The following is a 25,736-nucleotide window of genomic DNA, read 5'->3' as shown; positions in this document are numbered from 1 at the left end:
CAGTCGTACTTGAAGGGCACGAGTTGGTTGAGGTCGGCGCGGCAGTTGATCATGCGCTTTTCGTCAACGGCGACACGGGCGGACGCGCCTTCGAGTTCGGCGAGGCCTTCGGCGATGTCGAGTGTGTCGAGGGCGGCCTTGGCGCGGATGATCGCGGCGGAGTCGTTGGCGGTGACGGCGCGGGCTTCGATGGCAGCGGCGGCGCCGGCACCGTCGAGGCGGTCCATGTTGGCTTCGGTGGCGTGGCCGGCGTTGGCGCCTTTGGTGGCTACTTCGCCGTCTTCTTCTTTGTCGAATTCGTCCCAGCTCAGCATGACGTGTCGTCTCCTGCGTGAGGGCTCAAAGGTGCCCGTGTGAAACCGGATGGTTGGGTGTTCACACGGCCCTCGGGCCGCGGTGGATCTTAAGGAATCGTTTGTTGCAACCGCTAGCGCAGGCATTAAACGCAATGGGGTGAACGGGTGCTCTGCGTGAGGCTTGAGGGGCGGAGCGATAGATGCATGCTCCTGCGGAGGCCTCAGGTCTGGCTCTTCATCCCCGTGTAAAGGGATATTGCAGGCCCGATTTACCCGCGCATTATAGGGAAAAAAACGGCTTTGTGTTGCTGCGCATGCGCTCTGAACGTAGACAAAAAGCCCGGTATTTGAGCCAGCGTGAGGGTTTACAGGGGTTTGGTGCAGGGGGATTTTTTTGACGGACGGTGGGCTATTTATCGCGAGGGGCAAACGAGGGGGTTTTGAGAGGCGGTACGGTGTGGTGGGTGTGAAGCCGGTTCTTGGCCGCAAGAGCAATTTCTTGCGGCAAATAAGATCACCGTCAGTGTGAGTTAACGAAGTTGTTACCCGTTAGAGCAACCGTTACCCATCACGTGATAGTTAAGAATGTGACGCTGACCTTTGGAATCTTCATATTCCATTTTTACCGGGACTACTTCACATACTTCTGGAACGCTGCTCATGGACACTACTTTGGCGATGTCCAGGTGAGTGCTGTAGGTGTAGTCCTCAACAATCGGGGCGTTCTGGCCGGCTACGTCAGTCGGGGCTTCCTCGGCCAGGGCGGCGGTGGCGCACAAGCTGCTGAGGGCCATAACTAATAAAGCTTTCATTTCTCTATTTACCTTCTTCAGGGCGAAAGGGGCCACGGGGCCTTTTGGAGGCCACGTGTGTAACTTAGGGTTGTTTAGCTCGGATTAACGTGCCTTCGTGGGGGCTGTTACGGTGTTAATCAGGTTGCCTTGTTGGCGGAATCGATTTTAGGCCTGCGGGTTATATTCATATACCCGTGCTTTTGATAAACACTATTGGTGGTTTTTGTAACAATCCCCCGCTGAAGGTTTTTTACGTGCCCTACAGGCGTTGCCGGCTGCGGGCCAGAGGGGTAAAAGGGATATCAGGGCAGTTTGTAGGGTCTTGTTACTACCATCGTCGAATGGTTCTATAGGTTCACCCCGGCTACAACTGGGGTCATACAAAAACAACTATTTCACCGAGGTAAGAAAGATGAGTGCGGCTTCCCTGTACCCCGTTCGCCCCGAAACAGTAGCCAATACGCTGACTGACGAGGCGACCTACAAGGCCATGTACCAGCAGTCGGTGGTCAATCCCGATGGTTTCTGGCGTGAGCAAGCCAAGCGTCTGGACTGGATCAAACCTTTCACCACGGTGAAGCAGACCTCTTTCGACGATCACCATGTCGACATCAAGTGGTTTGCCGATGGCACCCTGAACGTTTCCTACAACTGCCTGGACCGTCACCTCGCCGAGCGCGGCGACCAGGCGGCGATCATCTGGGAGGGCGATGACCCTGCCGAAAGCCGCACCATCACCTATCGCGAGCTGCACGAACAAGTCTGCAAACTCGCCAACGCCCTGCGTGGCCAGGACATACACCGCGGCGACGTGGTGACTATTTATATGCCGATGATCCCCGAAGCTGCGGTCGCCATGCTGGCCTGTGCCCGCATCGGTGCGATCCACTCGGTGGTGTTTGGCGGTTTCTCGCCGGAGGCCTTAGCCGGTCGCATCATCGACTGTAAGTCGAAAGTGGTGATCACCGCCGACGAAGGTATACGCGCCGGTAAGAAGATTCCGTTGAAGGCCAACGTCGACGACGCGCTGACCAACCCGGAAACCAACAGCGTCCAGAAAGTCATCGTGTGCAAGCGCACCGGTGGCAGCATCAAGTGGAACCAGCATCGCGACATCTGGTACGAAGACCTGATGAAAGTGGCGGGCACCGTGTGTGCGCCGAAAGAGATGGGCGCCGAAGAAGCGCTGTTCATTCTTTATACCTCCGGCTCCACCGGCAAGCCTAAAGGCGTGCAGCACACCACTGGCGGCTACTTGCTATACGCGGCCCTGACCCATGAGCGCGTGTTCGACTACCGCCCGGGCGAAATCTTCTGGTGTACCGCCGACGTCGGCTGGATCACCGGCCACACCTATATCGTCTACGGACCACTGGCCAATGGCGCGACCACGCTGATGTTCGAAGGCGTGCCTAACTACCCGGACATCACTCGGGTGGGCAAGATCGTCGACAAGCACAAGGTCAATATTCTCTACACCGCGCCGACGGCGATCCGCGCGATGATGGCGTCCGGCACCGCCGCCTGCGAAGGCGTTGATGGCAGCAGCTTGCGCCTACTGGGTTCGGTGGGTGAGCCGATCAACCCGGAAGCGTGGGACTGGTACTACAAGAACGTCGGCCAATCCCGTTGCCCGATCGTCGATACCTGGTGGCAGACCGAGACCGGTGCCACCCTGATGAGCCCGCTGCCGGGCGCTCATGCGCTCAAGCCGGGTTCGGCGGCACGGCCGTTCTTCGGCGTGGTGCCAGCATTGGTGGACAACCTGGGCAACATCATCGAAGGCGCTGCCGAAGGCAACCTGGTGATTCTCGATTCGTGGCCCGGCCAGGCCCGTACCCTGTACGGCGACCATGACCGTTTCGTCGATACCTACTTCAAGACCTTCCGTGGCATGTACTTCACCGGTGACGGCGCCCGTCGCGATGAAGATGGCTACTGGTGGATCACTGGCCGTGTGGATGACGTGTTGAACGTGTCCGGCCACCGCATGGGCACCGCCGAGATCGAAAGTGCCATGGTCGCCCACCCTAAAGTCGCGGAAGCGGCGGTGGTGGGTGTGCCGCACGACATCAAGGGCCAGGGCATCTATGTCTATGTCACCCTGAAAAACGGCGAAGAGCCGACCGAAGCGCTGCGCCTGGAGCTGAAGAACTGGGTGCGTAAGGAAATCGGACCGATTGCTTCGCCGGATGTGATCCAGTGGGCACCGGGCTTGCCGAAGACGCGGTCGGGGAAAATCATGCGGCGGATTCTGCGCAAGATTGCCACGGCTGAGTACGATGGCTTGGGCGATATCTCCACCCTGGCCGACCCAAGTGTGGTGGCGCATTTGATTGAAACGCACAAGACCATGAACGTCGCATAAGGCGGGTTGGTGGGACAGAGCCCCATTCGGTGTGAGCCGGGTGGGGCTTTTTTGTGGTTTCTCAAAACCACTGAAGATCCCATGTTTGTGGTCTCTCAAAGCCACTGAAGGTCCCATGTGGGAGGGGGCTTGCCCCCTCCCACATTTGGATCTCCACCAGTCCAATAAATATCGGTTTATCGCAGAGGACGTTTCTGAATGTTACCGAGAAGCGCAAATGTGTAACCCTTCGCCCTAACATGAGGCAAAGTGCTACGGGCCTGCCTCGAAAAGCCGTGTTTTAGACACCCGGGGACATTAGATTAAACGCCAGACTTGCCGTGCTAGAAGGGTTTGCGAATAATAGGCCCGCAATTTGCAGTATCAACAGGTTTAATATCTTTTGTCTCTGCATAAAAAACAGGGGCTGTCAATGTGCTGGAACCGCTTTCTCAGTGCTTCTGTAAATTGTTGTCGCATTGAGGAAATATCGGCTTCCGGCCTGTCGTTAGAATGCCCATCACTCGCTCGTCGTCGCCGCTGTTGAATCGGCGTAGGACGCAGCACCGCTATTCGGTTTCACTCAGTCGCATCGTGGGCCATGGCTCATACTGCTGTTTTGCCCTATACCGATGGAGTCCCAAGATGAAGAAACTCGTGCTGTTGGGCGCCCTGGCGCTGTCCGTGCTGTCCATGCAGGCTTTCGCTGAAGGCAAGCCTCTGAAAATTGGTATCGAAGCGGCTTACCCTCCGTTTGCCTCGAAGGCACCGGATGGCAGTATCGTCGGTTTTGACTACGACATCGGCAACGCCCTTTGCGAAGAGATGAAGGTCAAGTGTACTTGGGTCGAGCAAGAGTTCGACGGCCTGATCCCCGCGCTGAAAGTGCGCAAGATCGACGCGATCCTGTCGTCCATGTCCATCACCGATGACCGCAAGAAGTCCGTGGACTTCACCAACCGCTACTACCTGACCCCGGCGCGCCTGGTGTTGAAGGAAGGCACGACCGTCAGCGACAGCCTGGATGAGTTGAAAGGCAAGAAGATCGGCGTGCAGCGCGGTTCGATCCACGACCGTTTTGCCAAGGAAGTCCTGGCGCCTAAAGGTGCCACGGTTGTTCCTTACAGCTCGCAGAACGAAATCTACCTGGACGTGGAAGCCGGTCGCCTCGACGGCACCGTGGCTGACGCCACCCTGTTGCAGGAAGGTTTCCTCGATACGGCTGCGGGTAAAGGCTACGCGTTCACCGGCCCAGCCTTTACCGATAACAAATACTTCGGCGATGGCATCGGTATCGCGGTACGTAAAGGCGACAAGGAAAACCTGGATCGCATCAACGCTGCGATCACTGCGATCCGTGCCAACGGCAAGTACAAGGCTATCCAGGACAAGTACTTCAACTTCGATATTTACGGCCCAGACGCCAAGTAAATCGTCGCAGCGGTCTGTCCAGAATGGCGCAAGCAACAGAATTCCTGAGGTTTGCGCCATTTTTTCATCCCCCTTTTCGAGGACCTGAATCATGTTGAAAGGCTACGGGGCCGTCATCCTCGATGGCGCATGGTTGACGCTTCAGCTCGCCTTGTCGTCCATGGCCTTGGCCATTGTTCTGGGTCTGATCGGGGTCGCGTTACGCCTGTCGCCGGTGCGCTGGTTGGCCTGGCTGGGTGACTTGTACTCCACGGTGATCCGCGGGATTCCCGACCTGGTGCTGATCCTGCTGATTTTCTACGGTGGTCAGGACCTGCTGAACCGCGTCGCGCCGATGCTTGGCTATGACGACTATATCGACTTGAACCCCTTGGCCGCCGGTATCGGCACCCTGGGTTTCATCTTTGGTGCCTACCTCTCGGAAACCTTCCGTGGCGCCTTCATGGCCATCCCCAAGGGCCAGGCTGAAGCCGGCCTGGCGTATGGCATGAGCCCTTTTCAGGTGTTTTTCCGGGTGATGGTGCCGCAGATGATTCGGCTGGCGATCCCCGGGTTTACCAACAACTGGCTGGTACTGACCAAGGCCACCGCGCTGATTTCGGTGGTGGGCCTGCAAGACATGATGTTCAAGGCCAAGCAGGCGGCAGATGCCACCCGCGAGCCTTTTACCTTCTTCCTCGCAGTGGCGGCGATGTACCTGGTGATTACCAGCGTGTCGTTGTTGGCCTTGCGTCATCTTGAGAAGCGCTACTCGGTAGGCGTAAGGGCGGCTGATCTATGATCTTCGACTACAACGTCATTTGGGAGGCCATGCCGCTTTACCTTGGCGGCTTGCTGACCACCCTGAAATTGCTGGCAATGTCGCTGTTTTTCGGCTTGCTCGCCGCCTTGCCCCTGGGGTTGATGCGTGTGTCCAAGCAGCCGGTCGTCAACGGTATCGCCTGGCTCTACACCTATGTGATCCGCGGCACGCCGATGCTGGTGCAGCTGTTCCTGATCTACTACGGCCTGGCCCAGTTCCAAGCGGTGCGCGAGAGCTTCCTGTGGCCGCTGTTGTCCAGCGCCACGTTCTGCGCGTGCCTGGCCTTTGCGATCAACACCAGCGCCTACACCGCCGAGATCATTGCCGGGAGCCTCAAGGCCACCCCCCATGGCGAGATCGAAGCGGCCAAGGCCATGGGCATGTCGCGCTACAAGCTGTACCGCCGCATCCTGCTGCCGTCGGCCCTGCGCCGTGCGCTGCCGCAGTACAGCAACGAAGTGATCATGATGCTGCAGACCACCAGCCTGGCGTCCATCGTCACCCTGATCGACATCACCGGCGCCGCGCGCACGGTGAACGCCCAGTACTATTTGCCGTTCGAAGCCTATATCACCGCCGGCGCGTTCTACCTGTGCCTGACCTTTATCCTGGTGCGCTTGTTCAAGTTGGCCGAGCGCCGCTGGCTGAGCTACCTGGCTCCACGGAAGCACTGATATGGAACGTATCGATCACCTGTTGCCGTGGGGCCACCTGGGCTGCGAGCGCCAACTGAGCGTGTTCCGTTTCGGCAGCGGCGAGCGCAAGGCCTACATCCAGGCCAGCCTGCACGCCGATGAACTGCCGGGGATGCGTGCCGCGTGGGAGCTGAAAAAGCGCCTGACCGAACTGGAACAGCAAGGCGCCCTCAACGGCGTGATCGAGCTGGTGCCGGTGGCCAACCCGATGGGCCTGGGCCAACTGCTGCAAGGCAGCCACCAGGGGCGTTTCGAGATTGGCAGCGGCAAGAATTTCAACCGTGATTTCGTCGAGTTGAGCGAGCCGGTGATCGCGCAGTTGCACGGCAAGCTCGGGGACGACCCCCATGCCAACGTGCGCGTGATCCGCCAGGCGATGCGCGCTACGCTTGACGCGTTGCCCGCGCCGGCCAGCCAGTTGCAAGGCATGCAGCGCGTGCTGTTGAGCCACGCCTGCAGCGCAGACATCGTCCTCGACCTGCATTGCGACGCCGAAGCTGCGCTGCACATGTACGCACTGCCCCAGCATTGGCCGCAGTGGCGTTCGCTGTCGGCGCATTTGAATGTGAAAGTCGGCCTGCTGGCGGAAGACTCCGGCGGCAGCTCGTTCGATGAAGCCTGCTCGCTGCCCTGGCTGCGTCTGTCGCGGGCGTTCCCCGAGGCGCAGATTCCGCTGGCATGCCTGGCGACCACCCTGGAACTGGGCGGCCAGGCTGATACCGGCCGCGATGAAGCAATCTTCCACGCCGAAGGCATCCTCGCGTTCCTCGCCGAACAGGGCCTGATTAACGGTGAGTGGCCGGCGCCACAGTACGAACCCTGCGACGGTGTGCCCTTCGAAGGCACCGAGTTGCTGTTTGCGCCGCATGCCGGTGTGATCAGTTACCTGCGTAAAGCCGGTGACTGGGTGGACGCCGGCGAACCGATTTTTGAAGTGATTGACCCTCTGGAAGACCGCGTGAGCATCATCCGCGCCGGCACTTCGGGGGTGTTGTTTGCCGTTGAACGGCTACGTTATGCCCAAGCGGGTTTCTGGCTGGCCAAGGTGGCGGGGCGCGAAGCGCTGCGTCACGGGCGCTTGCTCAACGACTGACCACCTGTTTTTGTGAGAACCGACCGCATGTACAAACTTGAAGTCCAAGACCTGCATAAACGCTATGGCAGTCATGAAGTGCTCAAAGGCGTGTCCCTGGCCGCTTCGGCCGGTGATGTGATCAGCATCATCGGTTCCAGTGGTTCGGGCAAAAGTACCTTTTTGCGCTGCATCAACCTGCTGGAGCAACCCCACGCTGGCAAGATCCTGCTCAATAACGAAGAGCTGAAACTGGTGGCCAACAAGGACGGCGCCCTGCGGGCCGCCGACCCGAAACAGCTGCAACGCATGCGTTCGCGCCTGTCCATGGTGTTCCAGCATTTCAACCTGTGGTCGCACATGACTGCACTGGAAAACGTGATGGAAGCCCCAGTGCATGTGCTGGGCATGTCGAAAAAAGACGCACGGGAAAAGGCCGAGCACTACCTGGCCAAAGTCGGCGTAGGCCATCGTAAGGACGCGTTCCCGGGCCATATGTCCGGTGGCGAGCAACAGCGCGTGGCGATTGCCCGAGCGCTGGCGATGGAGCCGGAGGTGATGCTGTTCGACGAACCCACTTCGGCGCTGGACCCGGAGTTGGTCGGCGAAGTGCTCAAGGTCATGCAGGACCTGGCGCAGGAAGGCCGCACCATGGTGGTGGTGACCCACGAAATGGGCTTTGCCCGTGAAGTGTCCAACCAATTGGTGTTCCTGCACAAAGGCATCGTCGAAGAACGCGGCAACCCGCGCGAAGTGCTGGTCAATCCCCAGTCCGAACGTCTTCAGCAGTTCCTTTCCGGCAGCTTGAAGTAGCCACTCCTTGTGAGCGCTGCTTTATGTGGGAGGGGGCTTGCCCCCGATAGCTGAGTGTCAGTCAGCACATCTGATTCTGATACAGCGCCATCGGGAGCAAGTCGAATCGTCGCACCGCCCCTCCCACATTGGATGTTCATCGTTTTTGAGATTTGTGTTCATTTACGGGCTAGCATTGGCCCACGGCTTCTTTCACTGTTTTTGCTTCGGATAGCCCTCCATGACTGCCCATCGAATTGGTTTCCTGATTTGGCCCAGCACAAAAGCACTGACGCTTGCGCTGGCTGAGGAGGCCTTGCGCGTTGCTCAGCGGGTGCATCCGGAGGTGGTCTACGAACTGTCGTTTCTGCAGGCCGAACCGCAGACCGAAGGCGCCTGGCAACTGCCGGGCGGGCCGTGGACCGGCAAGCTAGAAGGCTTCCAAAAGCTATTCCTAGTGGCCGACGAACCGCCCACAGTGATCGCTTCCCAGCTCAGCGCCGCGCTCAAGCAACTGGTGCGCGCCGGTTGCGTGGTCGGTGGTTTGTCGGCCGGTGTCTACCCGCTGGCCCAGCTCGGTTTGCTCGACGGCTACCGCGCCGCCGTCCATTGGCGCTGGCAGGACGATTTCGCCGAGCGCTTCCCCAAGGTCATCGCCACCAGCCATTTGTTCGACTGGGACCGCGATCGCCTGACCGCGTGTGGCGGCATGTCGGTACTCGACCTGTTGCTGGCGGTGTTGGCCCGTGATCACGGCGCCGAGCTGGCCGGTGCGGTGTCCGAAGAACTGGTGGTGGAACGCATCCGCGAAGGCGGCGAGCGCCAGCGCATCCCCCTGCAAAACCGCCTGGGGTCCAGCCATCCGAAGCTGACCCAGGCCGTTCTGTTGATGGAAGCCAACATCGAAGAGCCGCTGACCACCGACGAAATCGCCCAGCACGTCTGCGTGTCGCGACGACAACTGGAGCGCATCTTCAAGCAGTACCTCAATCGCGTCCCCAGCCAGTATTACCTGGAACTGCGCCTGAACAAGGCCCGCCAGATGCTGATGCAAACCAGCAAGTCGATCATCCAGATCGGCCTGTCCTGCGGCTTCTCCTCGGGGCCGCATTTCTCCAGCGCCTACCGCAATTTCTTTGGCGCCACCCCTCGCGAAGACCGCAACCAGCGGCGCAGCAGCAGTCCGTTCGAGTTGTCGTCGGTGCCGTCCGAGCGCGGCTGAGTGCCGACTGAGTGCCGGCTGGCGCGTTATTCCTCCATCGGCTCGGTTGAGTCGGACCTGACCAGCGCAGTGCCGGTTGAATCCACCCGGGCTTCATCGACTGCCAGGTCGTTACCGGTTTGCAGGTAGTACTGGCGCAAGGCGTTGAGGCTTTGCGCCGACCAGGGGTTACCGCTGAAGTCCGATACCTCGTCGAGCGGCGCGGCCATTTCCAGAAGGTCGGTGGGCAATCCTTCGATCAGGTTGTCACTCACGTCCAGGGTGTGCAGTTCAGGCAGGCCAAACACGCCGCGAGGCATTTCGCGCAGGGCGGTGTCGGGCAGGTACAGCGACTCCAGTTCGCTCAGGCGACTGACGTCCGGTGACAGTCCCAGCGGGTTCTCGCTCAAATCCAGATAAACCAGGCTCTTCATCTCGGCCAATGCGCTGATGCTCTGCGGCGTCAATTGCACAGCGGACTCGGTCAGGCTCAGGGTGCTCAGTTCGGTCAGGCTGAACACGCTGTGTGGCACAGTGCCAAGGTGGTGCTTGGAGAGGATCAGCCTGCGCAGTTTCGGGAAGCACCTGAGTAACCCATCAACCCCGGTAATGCTGCCTTCACCCACGATTTCGAGGGACGACACGTGGTCAAACTGCGCGCTCAGTTCCGGCAGGTCGCCCAGGATGTTGGTTTCAAACACCAGCTTATGGGTGGGTTCGAGGCTGTCGTGGTCGTCGTCCAGTTCGCTTTCGCGGCGCCAGGCGTCTTCCAGATAGGTTTTGAACGCCTGGCGGTGGAGCTGATCCTGCGCGCGTGTTTGTTCATCCAGTGGCACATCCAGGATCGGGTGGCGGGTTGGAACGTCCAGCATCCACAGTCGCAGGTCTTCGCGCAGTGTTTTGTATTGGTCTTCCAGGCGCTTGAGGGCCGGCTCTGCCGCGTCCAGGTCACCCGGCAATTCAAAGAAAAAACGATTGGCTTCGCCGTCGGTGAACGTGGGGTACAGCGCTTTGATCTGGTCTCGCAGGGCGGTCGGCGCGTCGGCCTGGAAATGCCCGCCGATGCGCTGGCTGTAGCGCTTTATCTGCGACAGCGCCGCCCTGGACAGCGGGTTGCGCGAGAGGTCGAAGGCGCCGGTGACGGTGCTGGATAAACCGAACGCGCCAGCGGGGATCTCGCTGATCAGGTTGTTGCTCAGGTTGACGCGCTTGCGCTCGACGGCGGTCAACAGGCTGTTGGGGATAGCCTCCAGGCCGGTGGCTTGCAGGTTGACGCTGACCAGTTTGGGCAATGCGCCGAAGTCCGGGAGCCGCGCCAGTGGGTTGTGGCTCAGGTCTAATTGTTCCAAGTGGTCCAGCGTCGCCAGAGACGCGGCGCTCTCGGCTGACAGCGTGATGCGGCAATGGGGCAGGCGCAGGGATAACAGTTGTGGCAAGTCGAATACCGCGCCGGGGATATCGCCCAGCCCATACTGCTCGATAGACAGGTGGCTCAGCGTCGGGAACCCTCTGAAAAACAGGCTCGATTGCAGTGGGAAGGGGTCCCCCGCGCCGAGCAGACGCAGTGAAGAAACATGCCTGAAGACGCTGTTGAGCGCGGGGAATTCTCCAGTAAACGGGGAGGGGTTTTCCAGGCTGTACGTGGGAATGGCCTGGGGATGGCGTTCATCCAGCGCACTCTCCCGGCGCCAGCAAGCCTGGAGCGAGCGTTTGAACGCTTGGCGTCGTACTTGCTCCTCGGGCGCAGCGGCCTGGCGCGCCCAGGTTTCGAGCCCGGCAGACAGCTCTGCATAGTCCACTTCCAGTCGGGCCAATTCGATCTGGCCCATTTCCAGGTTGCCCGGCAGGCCAAAGATGAAGCGGTTGACTTCGTTCGTGCTGAAGTCTGGGAACAGCGTATTGACGCGCTGGATGTCGACATTTGATGCGTCGATATCCCAATAGCGGCCGGTCCGTTGGAAGTAGGCTTTCACCTGCTCAAGGCTCGGTCGTGACAGGGGGTTGCCGGACAGGTCAAGGGTGTGGCTGGCGTCTGCGGGCAGCTCAAACAGCGCGCTCGGTAACTGTGTGATCCGGTTGTAAGACAGCGCCGCCAGTTCCAGTGCCGGTCGGCTGAGCAGACCATCGGGCAGCGCAGAAATGCCGGTGTGGGAAAGGTCCAGGTATTGCAATTCAGGCATGTTGGCAACGCTGGGCGTGAACCCCAGCGGGTTGTTGAACAGGTCCAGGGCGCGCAGCCTGCTCATGGCCGTCAGGGCGCTTAGATGCTCGGGTGTCAGGGTGATGTGGCAGTCGCTGAGAATCAATGCGTTGAGATGAGGCAGGCGGCTGACGACCGGCGGCAGTTGGCCCAGTTGGGCATGGCTGATGCTCAGGTAACGCAGCCTGGGAAAACTGCGCAAGAACGCCTCGACATTCAATGCGCGCCGGTCGCCGAACAGTTCCAGGTAGGAGATGTGTTCGAAGTTGGCGCGCAGCGCCGGCAACTCTCCGTGGAGCGGGTAGGGCAGCCGGAGTTTCTGACCATTGCGGGCGGGTGGGTCGAAGTAGTGGTCGGCCTCGGTTTCTCGGCGCCAGCAACGCATGAGTTCACGCGAGAAGAGGTGGCGATTTTGCCGCACATCGAGGTACTCCTGACGGCTCATGTTCACCTCGCTATCCGGGTAGCGCCTTGGCGTGCCGGCTTCCCAGGCGGCCACGTCCTCACCGAGCTGCAGGTACTCCTGGCGCAGCGCGGTGAGGATCGGCAAGGCGCCGCCCGGACGGTTGCCGAGGTCTTGCAGCAGTTCACCGATTTGCTCATCGGTATGGGCAGGAAACAGCGCGCGGGCCAGCCCATGCAAATCGGGCTCGGCCGCCGGGGCTGCAGGCGCCGGGGCATAGTTGTCCATGCCCAGCAGGCGCAGGTGCGTGCGCGTGTCGGTGGGCGCGCGGGCCGTGTGGGCGGTGATCAGCGTGCGTGCGGCTTGGCGTTCCAGTGTGTGGTTGCGCAGTGCCTGGCGCAGGGCGGGGCCTTGGCCGATGCGCAGGCCCAGGGCATCGCGCTCGGCATCGGGCAGCGCCTGGAGGATGGCACTGTACAGGTCGGTTGGCGCCGACAGCGGGCCACGGCTGTCTTGCGGGGTGTAACGACCGTCGGCGGAGCGCACCAGCACACGCTTGATGCGCGCCTTCGGTTTGCCGATCGCATCAATCAGGCCGTCGTCGGCATCTCTGATCTCGAGGCGCAGCTTTTTCCGCGCCCATCCCGGCAGACGCTCCAGGGAATGCAGGGCCAGTCGATGGGTGTCCGGCGTGTCCGTCGAGTTCAGGTATAGCCCTTCGTAGGCCTGGGTGATGCGGGCTTCGTCGCGCAGGGTTTGAGCCAACGGGTGCAGGCGCGGCGGGACTGTTCCTTGGTCGACTTCCTGCAGTTCCAGGCTGTTGGCGCTGTCCAGTACGGCATCGGCGGCGCTGAGGGGTAGGCCGGGCGTGTGCTCGCGCATGGCCTGCTGCCGAGGGTTGGTGGGGCTGTCGAGCCTTTGATAGCGCGCATCGAACAGTTCGCGCCGATGTGCCTGGGCCAGGCCCGCCAGTTTTTTCCTGAGTTTGAGCGCCTGGTTGTGCAGGGAGGTGACCGGGTCGCCGAAGGCTTCCCCGAGCAAGGTCTTGCGTTGCGCCTTGTCGAGGCTTTCCAGCAGGGCCTTCAGCAAGTCGCCGTTGCTGAGTTGGGCGTCGTGCAGTTGCACCACGCAGGCGTTGGTTTCGCCGGGCAGCTCCCACAGGGTTCGGCCCCGAGCGTCCAAAAAGCGCAACGTCTTGGTTTTTGGCCACAGGCCCAGGTTGGCGAGTAGGTGCAGTTGGGTCTGCCCATCGGCCCGTGCGTAGATCGCCGGGTCGTCGCTGTTCATTTGATCGATGAAGTCCTGCAGCGTCTGGTCGATCTTGAACCGTTGCAGCGTATCGGTCAGCAGCGGCGGCGGTGTGTGGCGGTTGAGGTACAGGCTGCGTAGCGCGCCGTCGTCGGTGGCGCTGATGCGCTGCGCCGTCGTCAACTGATCATTACTGAGGCCTTGGGTGTGAGGGCCCTGGCGTTTCATCAGGGTCAGGCTGTCCCAGCTCAGCGGGTTGTCCAGTTCGGTCAGCCAGGCGCCTTTGCCGTTGCTCCTCAGGGGCGGGCGGTAGGCGTTGGTGCGCGTGGGATGCTGCAGGTAGGGCTGTTGCGTGACGGGATCGGTCTGGACCACGAACGGTTGGTCCGCGAGCTTGAGGATCTGCGTGCCATTGTGGGCATGCAGGCCCTCCGCGTTTGGGTAGGCATGCGGCGCCAGTTGCAGGTCGTGGGCATAGGGCGTCAGGTCGGGTTTCCACAGGCGGGTCTTGCCATCGGGCAGCGTCACCGGCTTGAGGCGCTCGAAAAACCGCAGCGCCTCGGCGGGCAGCAATGCGCGCAGCGCGCCGCTGGCCAGGGGCGCGCCGGCGATGAACAGGCCCAATTGCACGCCTTGCTCCACGCACGACAATAAATGCTTGAAGGCTTCGGTCACGTCGCCCACGGCCCAGTCGACGATCCATTCAAAGGCGTCATCGAGCATCTGGTAGGCGCTGTAGCCGAGCATCAGCAGGCCCACCGGAGGGACGAAGGGCGCGGCCACGAATGCCGCGATTTGCAGCAGTGCCGAGGCGATGTTGCGCACGATGTCCCAGCGTTCCCAGCGCGCTTTCTGATCGGCGCTGGCGGTGGACACGGCGAGGGTGCGGGCATCGTTGAATACCTTGCTGAGTTTGCGCTGGAACAGGTGGCTGAACAGGTTGCCGCTGATGGCGGTGGCGCGGAATGCCAGGTGTGGCTGGTCGATGGGGGTTTCGCGCCAGGACGGCAGCGGGTCGCCGCGTGTGTGCAGGTGCCAGCTGACGTTGGACAGCCTGCGATTGAGGTCGGCGAAGAATGGGCCGCGCTCTGCGTGATTGACGAAGCGGCTGAAGAACTGCTGGTACTCGGCGCTGCGCAGGTTGTTCCCGAGTGCAGTCATGAAGGCCACGAGCGTGGGGTACTGTTTGAGCGGCGCGTAGGGATCGTCGGGGATATAGGCGATCAGGCCGACCGGTTGGCGGCTGCCGATGTTCTCGGCAAACAGCACGATGCCGGTGAGGGTGCTCGACATGATCGTCAGGTCATAACACAGCAGCGGGTAGCAGGTGTTGCGGCTGTCGTCGGCGTTGAGCAGGCGTTGCAGCAGCGTGAAGGACTGATCATCGCGCAGGTCTTTTTTCATCCGGGCCATTTGTAGCGCGACGCTCAAGTCCGCCGCCTGGCTGTGCTTGAGCTTGCCTTGCAGGCTTGCCGTGGCCACCGGGTTGTTGAAGTCGAAGTACTGCTCAAGGTAGCGCTGGTAGTGGCCGCCGATGTCCAGTTCGCGGCACAGCGCGGTGAACTGCGCGATGCTGATCTGTGCGTCGACGGCCGGCAGGGGCTCGAATTGCCCGCTGCTCGTGGGTGGGGTGATGAAGCCGGAGTGCGCTTCATAGTGTTCGTCGGCTTCGAAGTTGTGCAGGGCCGCCTCGAGCAGCGAGACGGTCCACGTCCTGGCCGCCCCAGTGCGCACGGGAAACCATGGGATGGTCTGGGCAATATAGAGCCGCAGATAGGTGGTCCTGACATCCAACTCGATACCGAACCGCTGCTTGAGCCGCTGTTGCAGCAGCGGCGCGCCGAAGTCTTGCGGCGATTTCAGGTTGGCCATCGCCTGGTCGACCTGCTGTTGTGCGCGCCAGGCGCTATTGACCCGGGTTTTCAGGGTGTCGTGGTCCTGGGCGGAGGCGCTTTTGTACCAGGCCGGGATGACTGGCTGCACGTTGCTCAGTGCGGCGCGCTTGGCGGCGGAGGTGGCGGGCAGCCAGGCGGGCACGGCGTGCTCGAGGATATCCATGTGCAGGTCGCGATAGGTCGACAGGTCTGCGAGTTCGAGGGGCGGGGTGGGTTGAGTCACAGGGAAACGCCTTTGCATGATGAACAGGCGTATCAGCAAAACAACATCGGGCGGCCGACGGGGGGTAGATAGATAGCAGGCCGCCAGCCAAGTTATGGCTATCCTGCTTGACCACCTGCCGTTGCGACCCGCGAGCGTTTAAACTGCGCCATTGCGATGCTATTTGTCGCATTGGCGTAAACCCGCCAAAATCGCGGGTTGGCGCTATAAGAAGTTGTCGCTTGGCGGCAAGGCCGCACTGAAAACTGTCCTTACAATCCCTGCATCGCCCGCCAGTTCCAGGCGGGCGTTCCTCTTCAGGAGACTCCGATGTCCGTTGAGCAAGCCCCGGTGCAACGTGCCGATTTCGACCAGGTCATGGTGCCCAACTACGCACCTGCCGCATTCATCCCCGTGCGCGGCGCAGGTTCGCGCGTGTGGGACCAGGCGGGTCGCGAGCTGATCGACTTTGCCGGCGGCATCGCGGTCAACGTGTTGGGCCATGCCCACCCGGTACTGGTCGGTGCCTTGACCGAACAGGCCAACAAGCTGTGGCACGTTTCCAACGTCTTCACCAATGAGCCGGCCCTGCGCCTGGCCCACAAGCTGATCGACGCGACCTTTGCCGAGCGCGTGTTCTTCTGCAACTCCGGCGCCGAAGCCAACGAGGCTGCGTTCAAGCTGGCCCGTCGCGTGGCGTTCGACCGCTTCGGCAGCGAAAAATACGAGATCATCGCGGCACTGAACAGCTTCCACGGCCGCACCCTGTTCACCGTCAACGTCGGTGGCCAGTCGAAGTACTCCGACGGTTTCGGGCCTAAGATCACCGGCATCACCCACGTGCCGTTCAACGACCTGGCCGCGCTGAAAGCCGCCGTGTCGGACAAGACCTGCGCCGTGGTGCTGGAACCGATCCAGGGCGAGGGCGGCGTACTGCCGGCCGAGTTGGCCTACCTGCAAGGCGCCCGCGAACTGTGCGACGCCCACGACGCGCTGCTGGTGTTCGACGAAGTGCAGACCGGCATGGGCCGCAGCGGCCACCTGTTCGCCTACCAGCACTACGGTGTAGTGCCGGACATCCTCACCAGCGCCAAGAGCCTGGGCGGCGGTTTCCCGATTGCCGCCATGCTCACCACGGAGGCGCTGGCCAAGCACCTGGTGGTCGGCACCCACGGCACCACCTACGGCGGCAACCCGCTGGCGTGCGCGGTGGCGGGGGCGGTGTTCGATGTGATCAACACGCCTGAAGTGCTGGCCGGCGTCAACGCCAAGCACGACCTGTTCCAGGCCCGCCTGGAACAGATCGGCAAACAATACGGGATCTTCAGCGAAGTGCGCGGCCTGGGCCTGCTGCTCGGTTGCGTGTTGAGCGACGCCTGGAAAGGCAAGGCCAAGGAGGTGTTCAACGCGGCCGAGAAAGAAAACCTGATGATCCTGCAAGCCGGCCCCGACGTGGTGCGTTTTGCGCCGAGCCTGGTGGTGGAGGATGCGGACATCAATGAAGGCCTGGACCGCTTCGAACGTGCGGTAAAAACGCTGACCCAAGCCTGATAGCTGCACCTTCTGTCGGCCGGACCCAGGTCAAATGTGGGAGGGGGCTTGCCCCCGATAGCAGTCTGTCAGTTGATACATCTGGTGACTGATACACCGCTATCGGGGGCAAGTCGAATCGTCGCACCGCCCCTCCCACATTGGGATATGTGTTGTTCCTGACCTGTCCGGTATTTTTTTCCTATGAGTTTTTCGAGTTAAGGAGTGACACCATGCTGGTGATGCGCCCCGCGCAAATGGCTGATCTGGGCGAGGTACAGCGTCTGGCTGCGGACAGCCCGATTGGTGTCACCTCCTTGCCGGATGATGTGGAACGCCTGAGCGACAAGATCGCCGCGAGCGAAGCGTCCTTCGCTGCCGAGGTCAGTTTCAACGGTGAAGAAAGCTATTTCTTCGTGCTGGAAGACACCGAGACCGGCAAACTCGCGGGCTGCTCGGCCATCGTCGCCTCGGCCGGCTACTCGGAGCCGTTCTACAGCTTCCGTAACGAGACCTTTGTCCACGCCTCCCGCGAGTTGAAGATCCACAACAAGATCCACGTGCTTTCCCAGTGCCATGACCTCACCGGCAACAGCCTGCTCACCAGCTTCTACGTGGTGCCCGAGCTGGTCGGTTCGCCGTGGTCGGAACTCAATTCCCGTGGGCGCCTGTTGTTCGTTGCCAGCCACCCCGAGCGCTTTGCCGACTCGGTGGTGACCGAAATTGTCGGCTACAGCGACGAGCACGGTGATTCGCCGTTCTGGGACGCCATCGGGCGCAACTTCTTCGACCTCAACTACGCCGCCGCCGAGCGCCTGTGCGGGCTGAAAAGCCGCACGTTCCTCGCCGAGCTGATGCCGCACTACCCGATCTATGTGCCGCTGCTGCCGGATGAAGCCCAGGAAGCGATGGGCCAGGTGCATCCGCGTGCGCAGATCACCTTCGACATCCTCATGCGCGAAGGCTTCGAGACCGATCACTACATCGACATCTTCGACGGCGGCCCGACGCTGCACGCACGGATCTCGGGCATTCGCTCGATCGCCCAGAGCCGCGTGGTGCCAGTGAAGATCGGCGAGCGGGTCAAGGGTGTCGGTCGCCAGTACCTGGTGAGTAACGCGCAGTTGCAGGATTACCGCGCGGTGATGCTGGAACTGGACTACGCGCCCGGCAAACCGGTGACCCTGGACCTGGAAGCGGCCGAAGCCCTGGGCGTCGGTGAAGGCGCCAGCGTGCGTTTGGTTGCGGTTTAAAGCAGAGTTTTGCGGGTGGCCTGAACGGGCGGCCCGTCTGAGGAGATAGCATGATCGTTCGTCCTGTACGCAGCAGCGATTTACCAGCCCTGATTGATCTGGCGCGCAGCACCGGCACCGGCCTGACCACCTTGCCGGCCAACGAAGAACGCCTGGCCCACCGGGTTGGCTGGGCGGAAAAAACCTTCCGTGGCGAAGCCGGGCGCGGGGATGCCGACTACCTGTTCGTGCTGGAAAACGACGAAGGCCGCGTGGTGGGCATTTCCGCCATCGCTGGCGCCGTCGGCCTGCGCGAGCCCTGGTACAACTTCCGGGTCGGCCTGACCGTCAGCGCCTCCCAGGAGCTGAATATCTACCGCGAGATCCCGACGCTGTTCCTGGCCAACGACCTCACCGGCAACTCCGAACTGTGCTCGTTGTTCCTGCACGCCGATTACCGCAACGGCCTCAACGGCCGCATGCTGGCCAAGGCGCGCTTGCTGTTTATCGCGGAGTTCCCGCAGCTGTTCGGCAACAAGATCATCGCCGAGATGCGCGGCGTGTCTAACGAAGCCGGGCGCTCGCCGTTCTGGGAAAGCCTGGGCCGGCACTTCTTCAAGATGGAATTCAGCCAGGCCGACTACCTTACCGGCGTGGGCAACAAAGCCTTTATCGCCGAGCTGATGCCGAAATTTCCGCTGTACAGCTGCTTCCTCTCCGAGGATGCGCGCAACGTGATCGGCAAGGTCCACCCGGACACCGAGCCGGCGCTGAGCATGCTCAAGAGCGAAGGGTTCAGCTACCAGGGCTATGTCGACATCTTCGATGCCGGCCCGGCGGTGGAATGCGAGACCAGCAAGATTCGTGCGGTGCGCGACAGTCAGTCGCTGGTGCTCGCCATCGGCACGCCGGGGGACGACGCCACGCCGTTCCTGATCCATAACCGCAAGCGCGAAGAGTGCCGCATCACCGCCGCACCGGCTCGCCTGGCGGCAGGCACGCTGGTGGTCGATCCATTGACCGCCAAACGCCTGCAACTGGTGGTGGGCGATCAAGTGCGTGCCGTACCGTTGTCCGCTGCTCGGGAGTCGAAATAATGAATTCGCTGTATATCGCAGGTAGCTGGCTGGCTGGCCAGGGTGAACTGTTCGAGTCGCGCAACCCGGTGACCCAGCACGTGCTGTGGGCCGGTAAGGGCGCCAGCGCCGAGCAGGTCGAATCCGCCGTGCAGGCCGCGCGCCAGGCGTTTCCGGCGTGGGCCCGGCGTTCGCTGGAAGAGCGCATCGCCGTGCTCGAAGCCTTCGCCACTACCTTGAAAAAACGCGCCGATGAAATCGCCCGCTGCATCGGTGAGGAAACCGGCAAGCCACTGTGGGAATCGGCCACCGAAGTCACCAGCATGGCCAACAAGATCGCGATCTCGGTGCAAAGCTACCGCGAGCGTACCGGCGAGAAGAGCAGCCCGCTGGGCGACGCCACCGCGGTGTTGCGCCACAAGCCCCACGGTGTGGTGGCGGTGTTTGGCCCTTACAACTTTCCCGGTCACCTGCCTAACGGCCATATCGTCCCGGCGTTGCTGGCGGGCAATACCGTGTTGTTCAAGCCAAGCGAGCTGACCCCGAAAGTCGCCGAGTTGACCGTGCAATGCTGGATCGAAGCGGGCCTGCCGGCGGGCGTGTTGAACCTGCTGCAAGGTGCGCGGGAAACCGGGATCGCCCTGGCGGCCAACCCGGGTATCGACGGGTTGTTCTTCACCGGCTCCAGCCGCACCGGCAACCACTTGCACCAGCAGTTCTCCGGGCGTCCGGACAAGATCCTCGCCCTGGAAATGGGCGGCAACAACCCGCTGGTGGTGGATGAAGTGGCCGACGTGGATGCGGCGGTGTACACCATCATTCAATCGGCGTTTATCTCGGCCGGCCAGCGCTGCACCTGTGCCCGTCGCTTGCTGGTGCCCGAAGGCGCCTGGGGCGATGCGTTGCTGGCGCGGCTGGTGGCGGTCAGCGCGACGATTGCCGTCGGCGCGTTCGACCAGCAACCGGCGCCGTTCATGGGCTCGGTGATTTCCCTGGCAGCGGCGAAAGCCTTGATGGACGCCCAGGAACTGCTGTTGGCCAACGGCGCCGTGGCGCTGCTGGAAATGACCCAGCCGCAGGATCAGGCTGCGTTGCTGACGCCGGGCATCATTGACGTCACCGAGGTGAGCGAACGTGCCGACGAAGAGCTGTTCGGCCCGCTGTTGCAGGTGATCCGCTACGCTGATTTCGCAGCGGCGATTGCCGAAGCCAACAACACCCAGTACGGCCTGGCCGCTGGCTTGTTGTCGGATTCCGAAGCGCGTTACCAGCAGTTCTGGCTGGAAAGCCGCGCCGGGATCGTCAACTGGAACAAACAATTGACCGGCGCCGCGAGTACCGCGCCGTTCGGCGGTGTCGGGGCATCGGGCAACCATCGCGCCAGCGCCTATTACGCGGCGGATTATTGTGCGTACCCGGTGGCGTCGCTGGAGACCCCGAGCCTTGTGGTTCCAGCCACACTCACCCCCGGCATTACACTGATCTAAATGTGGGAGGGGGCTTGCCCCGATAGCGGTGGATCAGTCACCTGATTCATCAACTGGCAGACTGCTATCGGGGGCAAGCCCCCTCCCACATTTGGTTGGTGGTGTATTCAAGTCATTAGATGCCTATAAAAACAGATGTTCGTGGAGCCTCGCCGATGAAATCCTATGAAGTCAATTTTGACGGTCTAGTGGGGCCGACCCATAACTACGGCGGTTTGTCCTACGGCAACGTCGCGTCCCAGAGCAACAGCCAGCAGGCTTCCAACCCGAAGGAAGCGGCGTTGCAGGGCCTGCAAAAAATGAAAGCGCTGATGGACATGGGCTTTGTGCAAGGCGTGCTCGCACCGCAGGAACGTCCGGACGTGGCCACCTTGCGCAACCTCGGCTTCAGCGGCAGCGATGCCCAGGTCATCCAGCAAGCGGCCAAGCAGGCCATGCCGCTGCTGGTCGCCAGTTGCTCCGCGTCGAGCATGTGGGTGGCCAACGCCGCCACCGTCAGCCCGAGCGCCGACACGGCGGATGGCCGCGTGCATTTCACCGCCGCCAACCTCAACTGCAAATACCACCGCAGCATCGAACACCCGACTACCAGCCGCGTGCTGGGGGCGATGTTTGCCGATGCGAAACACTTCGCCCACCACGCCGCGTTGCCGGCGGTGGCGCAGTTCGGCGACGAAGGTGCGGCCAACCACACACGTTTCTGCCGTGACTATGGCGAGGCGGGCGTCGAGTTTTTTGTGTTCGGCCGCAGCGCGTTCGACACCCGTTACCCGGCGCCGCAGAAGTACCCGGCGCGCCAGACCCTCGAAGCGTCCCAAGCCGTCGCCCGCCTGCACGGCCTGAACGATGGCGGCGTGGTCTTCGCCCAGCAGAACCCGGCGGTGATCGATGCGGGCGTGTTCCATAACGATGTGATCGCGGTGGGCAATGGCGAAGTGCTGTTCTATCACGAGGACGCGTTCCTCAACACCGAGCAGATGCTTGGCGAGCTGCAGGCCAAGTTGGGCAAGCTGGGCGGTAACTTCCAGTCGGTGTGTGTGCCGCGTGCCCAGGTCAGCGTCGAAGACGCCGTGCGTTCCTACCTGTTCAACAGCCAATTGCTGACCCGCGCCGACGGCTCGATGCTGCTGATCGTGCCGGAAGAGTGCCGCGCCAACACGCGCGTCTGGCAGTATCTGCAGGGCCTCACCGGTGCCGGTGGTTTGATCCGCGAAGTCAAGGTCTTCGACCTCAAGCAAAGCATGCAGAACGGGGGTGGCCCGGCGTGCCTGCGTTTGCGCGTGGCGTTGAACGAAACCGAGCTGGCGGCGGTGAACCCTGGGGTTATCATGACCGCGCCGTTGTATGAGACGCTGACCCAGTGGGTCGACAAGCACTACCGCGACAGCCTGCGCGAAAGCGATCTGGCTGACCCGCAATTGTTGGTTGAGTGCCGGACGGCATTGGATGAACTGACGCAAATCCTTAAACTGGGCGCGGTATATCCTTTCCAGATCAATTAACGCCACACGGCTGAGAGCTATTTATGAGCACCGATACCCTGCAACTGATCCTTGAAGACACCGACGGCACCCAACTGGAAACCTCCTGCACCCGCGTTGCCGTGATCTGGCAGGGCAAGGAAGTCTGGATTCAGCACGACGGCCGTGGCCAACTGCTGATCGGTGTGGATGTGGAAGAAGGCGACGCCGAGTACGCCAACCTGCTGATGCGCCCACTGGCCACCAACCTGATGAGCCTGCAACTGGAAATGGAACCGGCCGACGTTGAGGGTGATGACGACGATCACGTCCACGGCCCAGGCTGCAACCACTAAGGAAGCTGCTTATGCTCGCCCTCGGCAAACTCCTTGAACTGACGCTCGCCGGTCGTGAACCGGCGCAAAAAATTCAACTGACTGTCGACGGCGTGCAGATGCGCTGGCTCAGCGAAGGCGCGCTCGAAGTGCGCCCGCCGCAAGCGCGGGACAACGGCAGCGACGTGCTGCTGTCGTCCGGCATCCATGGCAACGAAACCGCGCCGATCGAACTGCTCGACCGCCTGTTGCATGGCATCGCCCGTGGAGAGATCAAACCCCGCACCCGTATTCTGTTCCTGTTCGGCAACCCCGAGGCCATGCGTCGCGGCGAGCGTTTCCTTGAACTGGACGTCAACCGGCTGTTCAACGGCCGTCACGAAAAAAACATCGGCCCTGAAGCCATGCGCGCCACCGAGCTGGAACAATTGGCTCGCAGCTTCTTCAGCCTGCCTGGCCGTGCGCGCCTGCATTACGACCTGCACACCGCCATTCGTGGCTCGAAGGTCGAGCAGTTTGCGCTCTACCCGTGGAAGGCCGGGCGCCAGCATTCACGCCACGAACTGGCCCGCCTGAACGCTGCCGGCATGGAAGCAGTGTTGCTGCAGAACAAGAGCTCGATCACTTTCACCGCGTTTACCTACGAGCAGTTGGAGGCCGAGGCCTTCACCCTGGAACTGGGCAAGGCGCGGCCGTTCGGGCAGAACCAGGGCGTGAATGTTTCCCGCCTGGAGCTGCGCCTCAAGCAGATCATCGAAGGCACCGAGCCTGAGACTGACAGTCTGGAGGGGTTGAAACTGTTCGCCGTGTCGCGGGAAGTCATCAAGCACAGCGATGCTTTCCTGCTGCACTTGCCGGCGGATGTAGAAAACTTTTCGGAATTGGAAAAGGGTTATCTGCTCGCCGAAGACGTCGCCAAGACCCGCTGGGTGATCGAGGAGGAGGGTGCGCGCATCATCTTCCCCAACCCGAAGGTTAAGAATGGCTTGCGGGCAGGGATATTGATCGTGCCGACCACGGACGCGGGCTTGGCATAGGTCTCAAGACGTAACCGGATTCAAATGTGGGAGGGGGCTTGCCCCCGATAGCGGTCTCAGTTAAAAAATTTCTGACTGTTACACTGCAATCGGGGGCAAGCCCCCTCCCACATTTTGTTTTGCAGTGTTGCTTAAACCGCTACAGCCCGTGGCTCGCTGCGGCGGATTGCACGCACCTTGTGCAAGGTGTCGGCGCACGTGCGCGCAGCTTCCTGGCCCTTGTGCACGAAATGATCATGGAAAAAGGTGTGGTGCTCGCTGCCCGCGTGGAAGTGGTGCGGGGTCAGGGACACCGAGAACACCGGCACTTCGGTTTCCAGCTGAACCTGCATCAGGCCGCTGACCACCGATTGGGCCACGAACTCGTGACGGTAGATGCCGCCGTCCACCACCAGGGCCGCGGCAACGATGCCGGCGTAACGGCCGGTCTTGGCCAGCAGCTTGGCGTGCAGGGGCATTTCAAAGGCGCCACCGACTTCGAAGAAATCGATGTCCGATTCCTGGTAACCCAGGGCGATCATTTCGCTGAGGAAGCCTTTGCGCGATTGGTCGACAATATCCTTGTGCCAGCAGGCCTGGATAAACGCGACGCGCTCGCCGTGGTGGTTTTTGCTTTTGCTGTCGATTGCGGTGGGTTGCATGTTCTGACTCCTGTTTAAGAAAAAAACAGGGCGTTATGAATCGAATGGGATTTAAGGGTACGACCCGCTGGGTCATGCAAGCATGAACTCCGCGCGCGGCCCTTTGGCGCCAATCCCGTTCTCTCTTCATCCGGACTATGACCGTCGGCCCCGGGATCACACCGGGTCTGCTGACCTTGTCGCCGTCCTGCCGGAGCAGTTCGAGGCGCCAAGCGCTCGCGGGCTATGCACATTGCGCGCAATTACCGCCGGTGGGGAATTGCACCCCGCCCTGAGAACGTTGCCGCCAGAACCCTGGCGGCGGAGAGTTTTTAACATGGTTTTTCAGAAACTGCACGATTGCCGTATCGATAGCCTATATCGGTTTGTTCGATCGATATTCGATTGACGCTGCATGGGACTTGATATTCCGTCGCTTTACCCGCAGTAATCGTCAGTACGAAAAAAAGCCCAACCCGTCAGAGGCCAGTTTGATGACCGTGATAGACCTGCGCAGCGACACCGTGACCCAACCCACCCCCGGCATGCTCGATGCGATGGCCTGCGCCGTCAGCGGCGATGACGTGTATGGCGAAGACCCCAGCGTCAACCGCCTGGAGGCCGAACTGGCCAAGCGCCTGGGGTTCGCTGCGGCGTTGTTCGTGCCCACCGGCACCATGAGCAACCTGCTGGCGTTGATGGCCCACTGTGAGCGTGGCGAGGAATACATCGTCGGTCAGCAGGCCCACACTTATAAGTACGAAGGCGGCGGCGCGGCCGTGCTGGGTTCGATCCAGCCGCAACCGTTGGAGGTGCAGGCGGACGGTTGCCTCGATTTGGATCAAGTGCTCGAAGCGATCAAACCCGATGATTTCCACTTCGCCCGCACCCGCCTGCTGGCGTTGGAGAACACCATGCAGGGCAAGGTATTGCCGCTGGAATACCTGGCCAAGGCGCGTGCGTTTACCCGTGAGCATGGGCTGGCCCTGCATCTTGACGGCGCACGGCTCTACAACGCGGCGGTCAAGCTCGACGTGGACGCGCGGGAGATTACCCGGCATTTCGATTCGGTGTCGGTGTGCCTGTCCAAGGGCCTGGGCGCGCCGATTGGTTCGGTGTTGTGCGGTTCCACGGCGTTGATCGCCAAGGCGCGGCGCCTGCGCAAGATGGTCGGCGGCGGTATGCGCCAGGCCGGTTCCCTGGCGGCGGCCGGGCTGTATGCCCTGGACCATCAAGTGCAGCGCCTGGCCGACGACCACGCCAACGCCCAATGGCTGGGGGATGAACTGCGCAAAGCCGGTTATACGGTGGAGCCGGTGCAGACCAACATGGTCTATGTACAGCTCGGCGACCAGGCGCAGGCCTTGAAGGTATTTGCCGCCGAGCGCGGCATCAAGTTGAGCGCTGCGCCGCGTCTGCGAATGGTCACGCACCTGGACGTGAGCCGGGCGCAGATCGAGCACGTGGTGCAGGCATTCGTCGAGTTTTCTCGGAAATGACAGTGCAGACTGTCTAATTGACTGTTTCTATCACATAAACACGCTGTACCACCGGCAAAGGGCCGATATAATGCGGCCCTTT

At 61.5% G+C, this 25,736-nt stretch carries 18 protein-coding genes, 1 pseudogene and 1 riboswitch; of the genes and pseudogenes, 15 read left to right on the top strand and 4 right to left on the bottom strand.

Features of this window, described 5'->3' with window-relative positions; all coding sequences use genetic code 11:
* Both ACP7CJ_RS25850 and ACP7CJ_RS25845 read right to left on the bottom strand, forming a co-directional pair.
* Window positions 1-314, bottom strand: a pseudogene (locus tag ACP7CJ_RS25850) (ribonucleotide-diphosphate reductase subunit beta); the annotation flags it as partial.
* A 524-nt stretch (window positions 315-838) separates the two neighbouring features.
* Window positions 839-1,108: a DUF2790 domain-containing protein gene (locus tag ACP7CJ_RS25845; RefSeq protein ID WP_276194507.1), complete on the bottom strand. Its 270-nt coding sequence runs from the start codon at window positions 1,106-1,108 to the stop codon at window positions 839-841.
* Window positions 1,109-1,502: 394 nt separating this feature from the next.
* Between ACP7CJ_RS25845 and acs the strand changes: the two genes are divergently transcribed.
* From acs to argR, 7 genes are all read left to right on the top strand, one after another.
* Window positions 1,503-3,458: an acetate--CoA ligase gene (acs, locus tag ACP7CJ_RS25840; RefSeq protein ID WP_276194506.1), complete on the top strand. Its 1,956-nt coding sequence runs from the start codon at window positions 1,503-1,505 to the stop codon at window positions 3,456-3,458.
* A gap of 624 nt (window positions 3,459-4,082) precedes the next feature.
* The gene (locus ACP7CJ_RS25835) at window positions 4,083-4,868 is read left to right on the top strand and encodes an ABC transporter substrate-binding protein (protein WP_426102583.1); all 786 of its coding nucleotides are present in this window, start codon (window positions 4,083-4,085) and stop codon (window positions 4,866-4,868) included.
* A gap of 91 nt (window positions 4,869-4,959) precedes the next feature.
* Complete coding sequence (locus ACP7CJ_RS25830; RefSeq protein WP_010566615.1) at window positions 4,960-5,649, top strand: ABC transporter permease; 690 nt, start codon at window positions 4,960-4,962, stop codon at window positions 5,647-5,649.
* Entirely contained in the window at window positions 5,646-6,344 is a 699-nt protein-coding gene (locus ACP7CJ_RS25825; RefSeq protein ID WP_247402126.1) for an ABC transporter permease, read from the top strand. The genes ACP7CJ_RS25830 and ACP7CJ_RS25825 overlap by 4 nt, the downstream gene beginning before the upstream one ends.
* A 1-nt stretch (window position 6,345) precedes the next feature.
* Window positions 6,346-7,458, top strand: coding sequence for a succinylglutamate desuccinylase/aspartoacylase family protein (locus ACP7CJ_RS25820; protein ID WP_276194504.1), 1,113 nt, complete (start codon window positions 6,346-6,348; stop codon window positions 7,456-7,458).
* A gap of 27 nt (window positions 7,459-7,485) precedes the next feature.
* The gene (locus tag ACP7CJ_RS25815; RefSeq protein WP_247402131.1) at window positions 7,486-8,250 is read left to right on the top strand and encodes an ABC transporter ATP-binding protein; all 765 of its coding nucleotides are present in this window, start codon (window positions 7,486-7,488) and stop codon (window positions 8,248-8,250) included.
* A gap of 220 nt (window positions 8,251-8,470) precedes the next feature.
* Window positions 8,471-9,451: a transcriptional regulator ArgR gene (gene argR, locus ACP7CJ_RS25810; protein ID WP_247402133.1), complete on the top strand. Its 981-nt coding sequence runs from the start codon at window positions 8,471-8,473 to the stop codon at window positions 9,449-9,451.
* A gap of 26 nt (window positions 9,452-9,477) precedes the next feature.
* Here argR and ACP7CJ_RS25805 read toward each other — a convergent pair whose 3' ends face one another.
* Window positions 9,478-15,399, bottom strand: a complete 5,922-nt coding sequence (locus tag ACP7CJ_RS25805; protein WP_426102585.1) for a dermonecrotic toxin domain-containing protein — start codon at window positions 15,397-15,399, stop codon at window positions 9,478-9,480.
* Window positions 15,400-15,708: 309 nt separating this feature from the next.
* Between ACP7CJ_RS25805 and ACP7CJ_RS25800 the strand changes: the two genes are divergently transcribed.
* The 7 genes from ACP7CJ_RS25800 (at window position 15,709) to astE (ending at window position 23,535) form a co-directional block, all read left to right on the top strand.
* Window positions 15,709-16,929 carry an aspartate aminotransferase family protein gene (locus ACP7CJ_RS25800; RefSeq protein WP_426102587.1) on the top strand — a complete coding sequence of 407 codons (1,221 nt, stop codon included), beginning with the start codon at window positions 15,709-15,711 and terminating at the stop codon, window positions 16,927-16,929.
* Window positions 16,930-17,141: 212 nt separating this feature from the next.
* Window positions 17,142-18,161, top strand: a complete 1,020-nt coding sequence (gene aruF / locus ACP7CJ_RS25795; RefSeq protein ID WP_426102589.1) for an arginine/ornithine succinyltransferase subunit alpha — start codon at window positions 17,142-17,144, stop codon at window positions 18,159-18,161.
* A 50-nt stretch (window positions 18,162-18,211) separates the two neighbouring features.
* Entirely contained in the window at window positions 18,212-19,237 is a 1,026-nt protein-coding gene (astA, locus tag ACP7CJ_RS25790) for an arginine N-succinyltransferase (protein ID WP_276194500.1), read from the top strand.
* Window positions 19,234-20,703 carry a succinylglutamate-semialdehyde dehydrogenase gene (gene astD, locus ACP7CJ_RS25785; RefSeq protein WP_426102621.1) on the top strand — a complete coding sequence of 490 codons (1,470 nt, stop codon included), beginning with the start codon at window positions 19,234-19,236 and terminating at the stop codon, window positions 20,701-20,703. The genes astA and astD overlap by 4 nt, the downstream gene beginning before the upstream one ends.
* Window positions 20,704-20,858: 155 nt before the next feature.
* Window positions 20,859-22,205, top strand: coding sequence for an N-succinylarginine dihydrolase (gene astB, locus ACP7CJ_RS25780; protein WP_426102591.1), 1,347 nt, complete (start codon window positions 20,859-20,861; stop codon window positions 22,203-22,205).
* Window positions 22,206-22,228: 23 nt separating this feature from the next.
* Window positions 22,229-22,519, top strand: coding sequence for a topoisomerase II (locus ACP7CJ_RS25775; protein WP_253398268.1), 291 nt, complete (start codon window positions 22,229-22,231; stop codon window positions 22,517-22,519).
* An 11-nt stretch (window positions 22,520-22,530) separates the two neighbouring features.
* Window positions 22,531-23,535: a succinylglutamate desuccinylase gene (gene astE / locus ACP7CJ_RS25770; RefSeq protein WP_426102593.1), complete on the top strand. Its 1,005-nt coding sequence runs from the start codon at window positions 22,531-22,533 to the stop codon at window positions 23,533-23,535.
* Window positions 23,536-23,666: 131 nt separating this feature from the next.
* Here astE and ACP7CJ_RS25765 read toward each other — a convergent pair whose 3' ends face one another.
* A complete protein-coding gene (locus ACP7CJ_RS25765; protein ID WP_276194497.1) occupies window positions 23,667-24,176 on the bottom strand; it encodes a 6,7-dimethyl-8-ribityllumazine synthase in 510 nt (169 codons plus the stop codon).
* Window positions 24,177-24,289: 113 nt separating this feature from the next.
* Window positions 24,290-24,459: riboswitch (FMN riboswitch) on the bottom strand.
* Window positions 24,460-24,649: 190 nt separating this feature from the next.
* On the opposite strand from ACP7CJ_RS25765, the gene ltaE reads away from it, so the two are divergent.
* Complete coding sequence (gene ltaE / locus ACP7CJ_RS25760) at window positions 24,650-25,654, top strand: low-specificity L-threonine aldolase (protein WP_247395946.1); 1,005 nt, start codon at window positions 24,650-24,652, stop codon at window positions 25,652-25,654.
* Window positions 25,655-25,736 lie beyond the last annotated feature (82 nt).

The sequence above is a fragment of the Pseudomonas sp. PSPC3-2 genome (assembly GCF_049897085.1).
GTDB classification, from domain to species: domain Bacteria; phylum Pseudomonadota; class Gammaproteobacteria; order Pseudomonadales; family Pseudomonadaceae; genus Aquipseudomonas; species Aquipseudomonas paraveronii.
The sequence above is the reverse complement of the archived record's forward strand: the minus strand, read 5'-3'. Positions and strand labels throughout refer to the sequence as shown.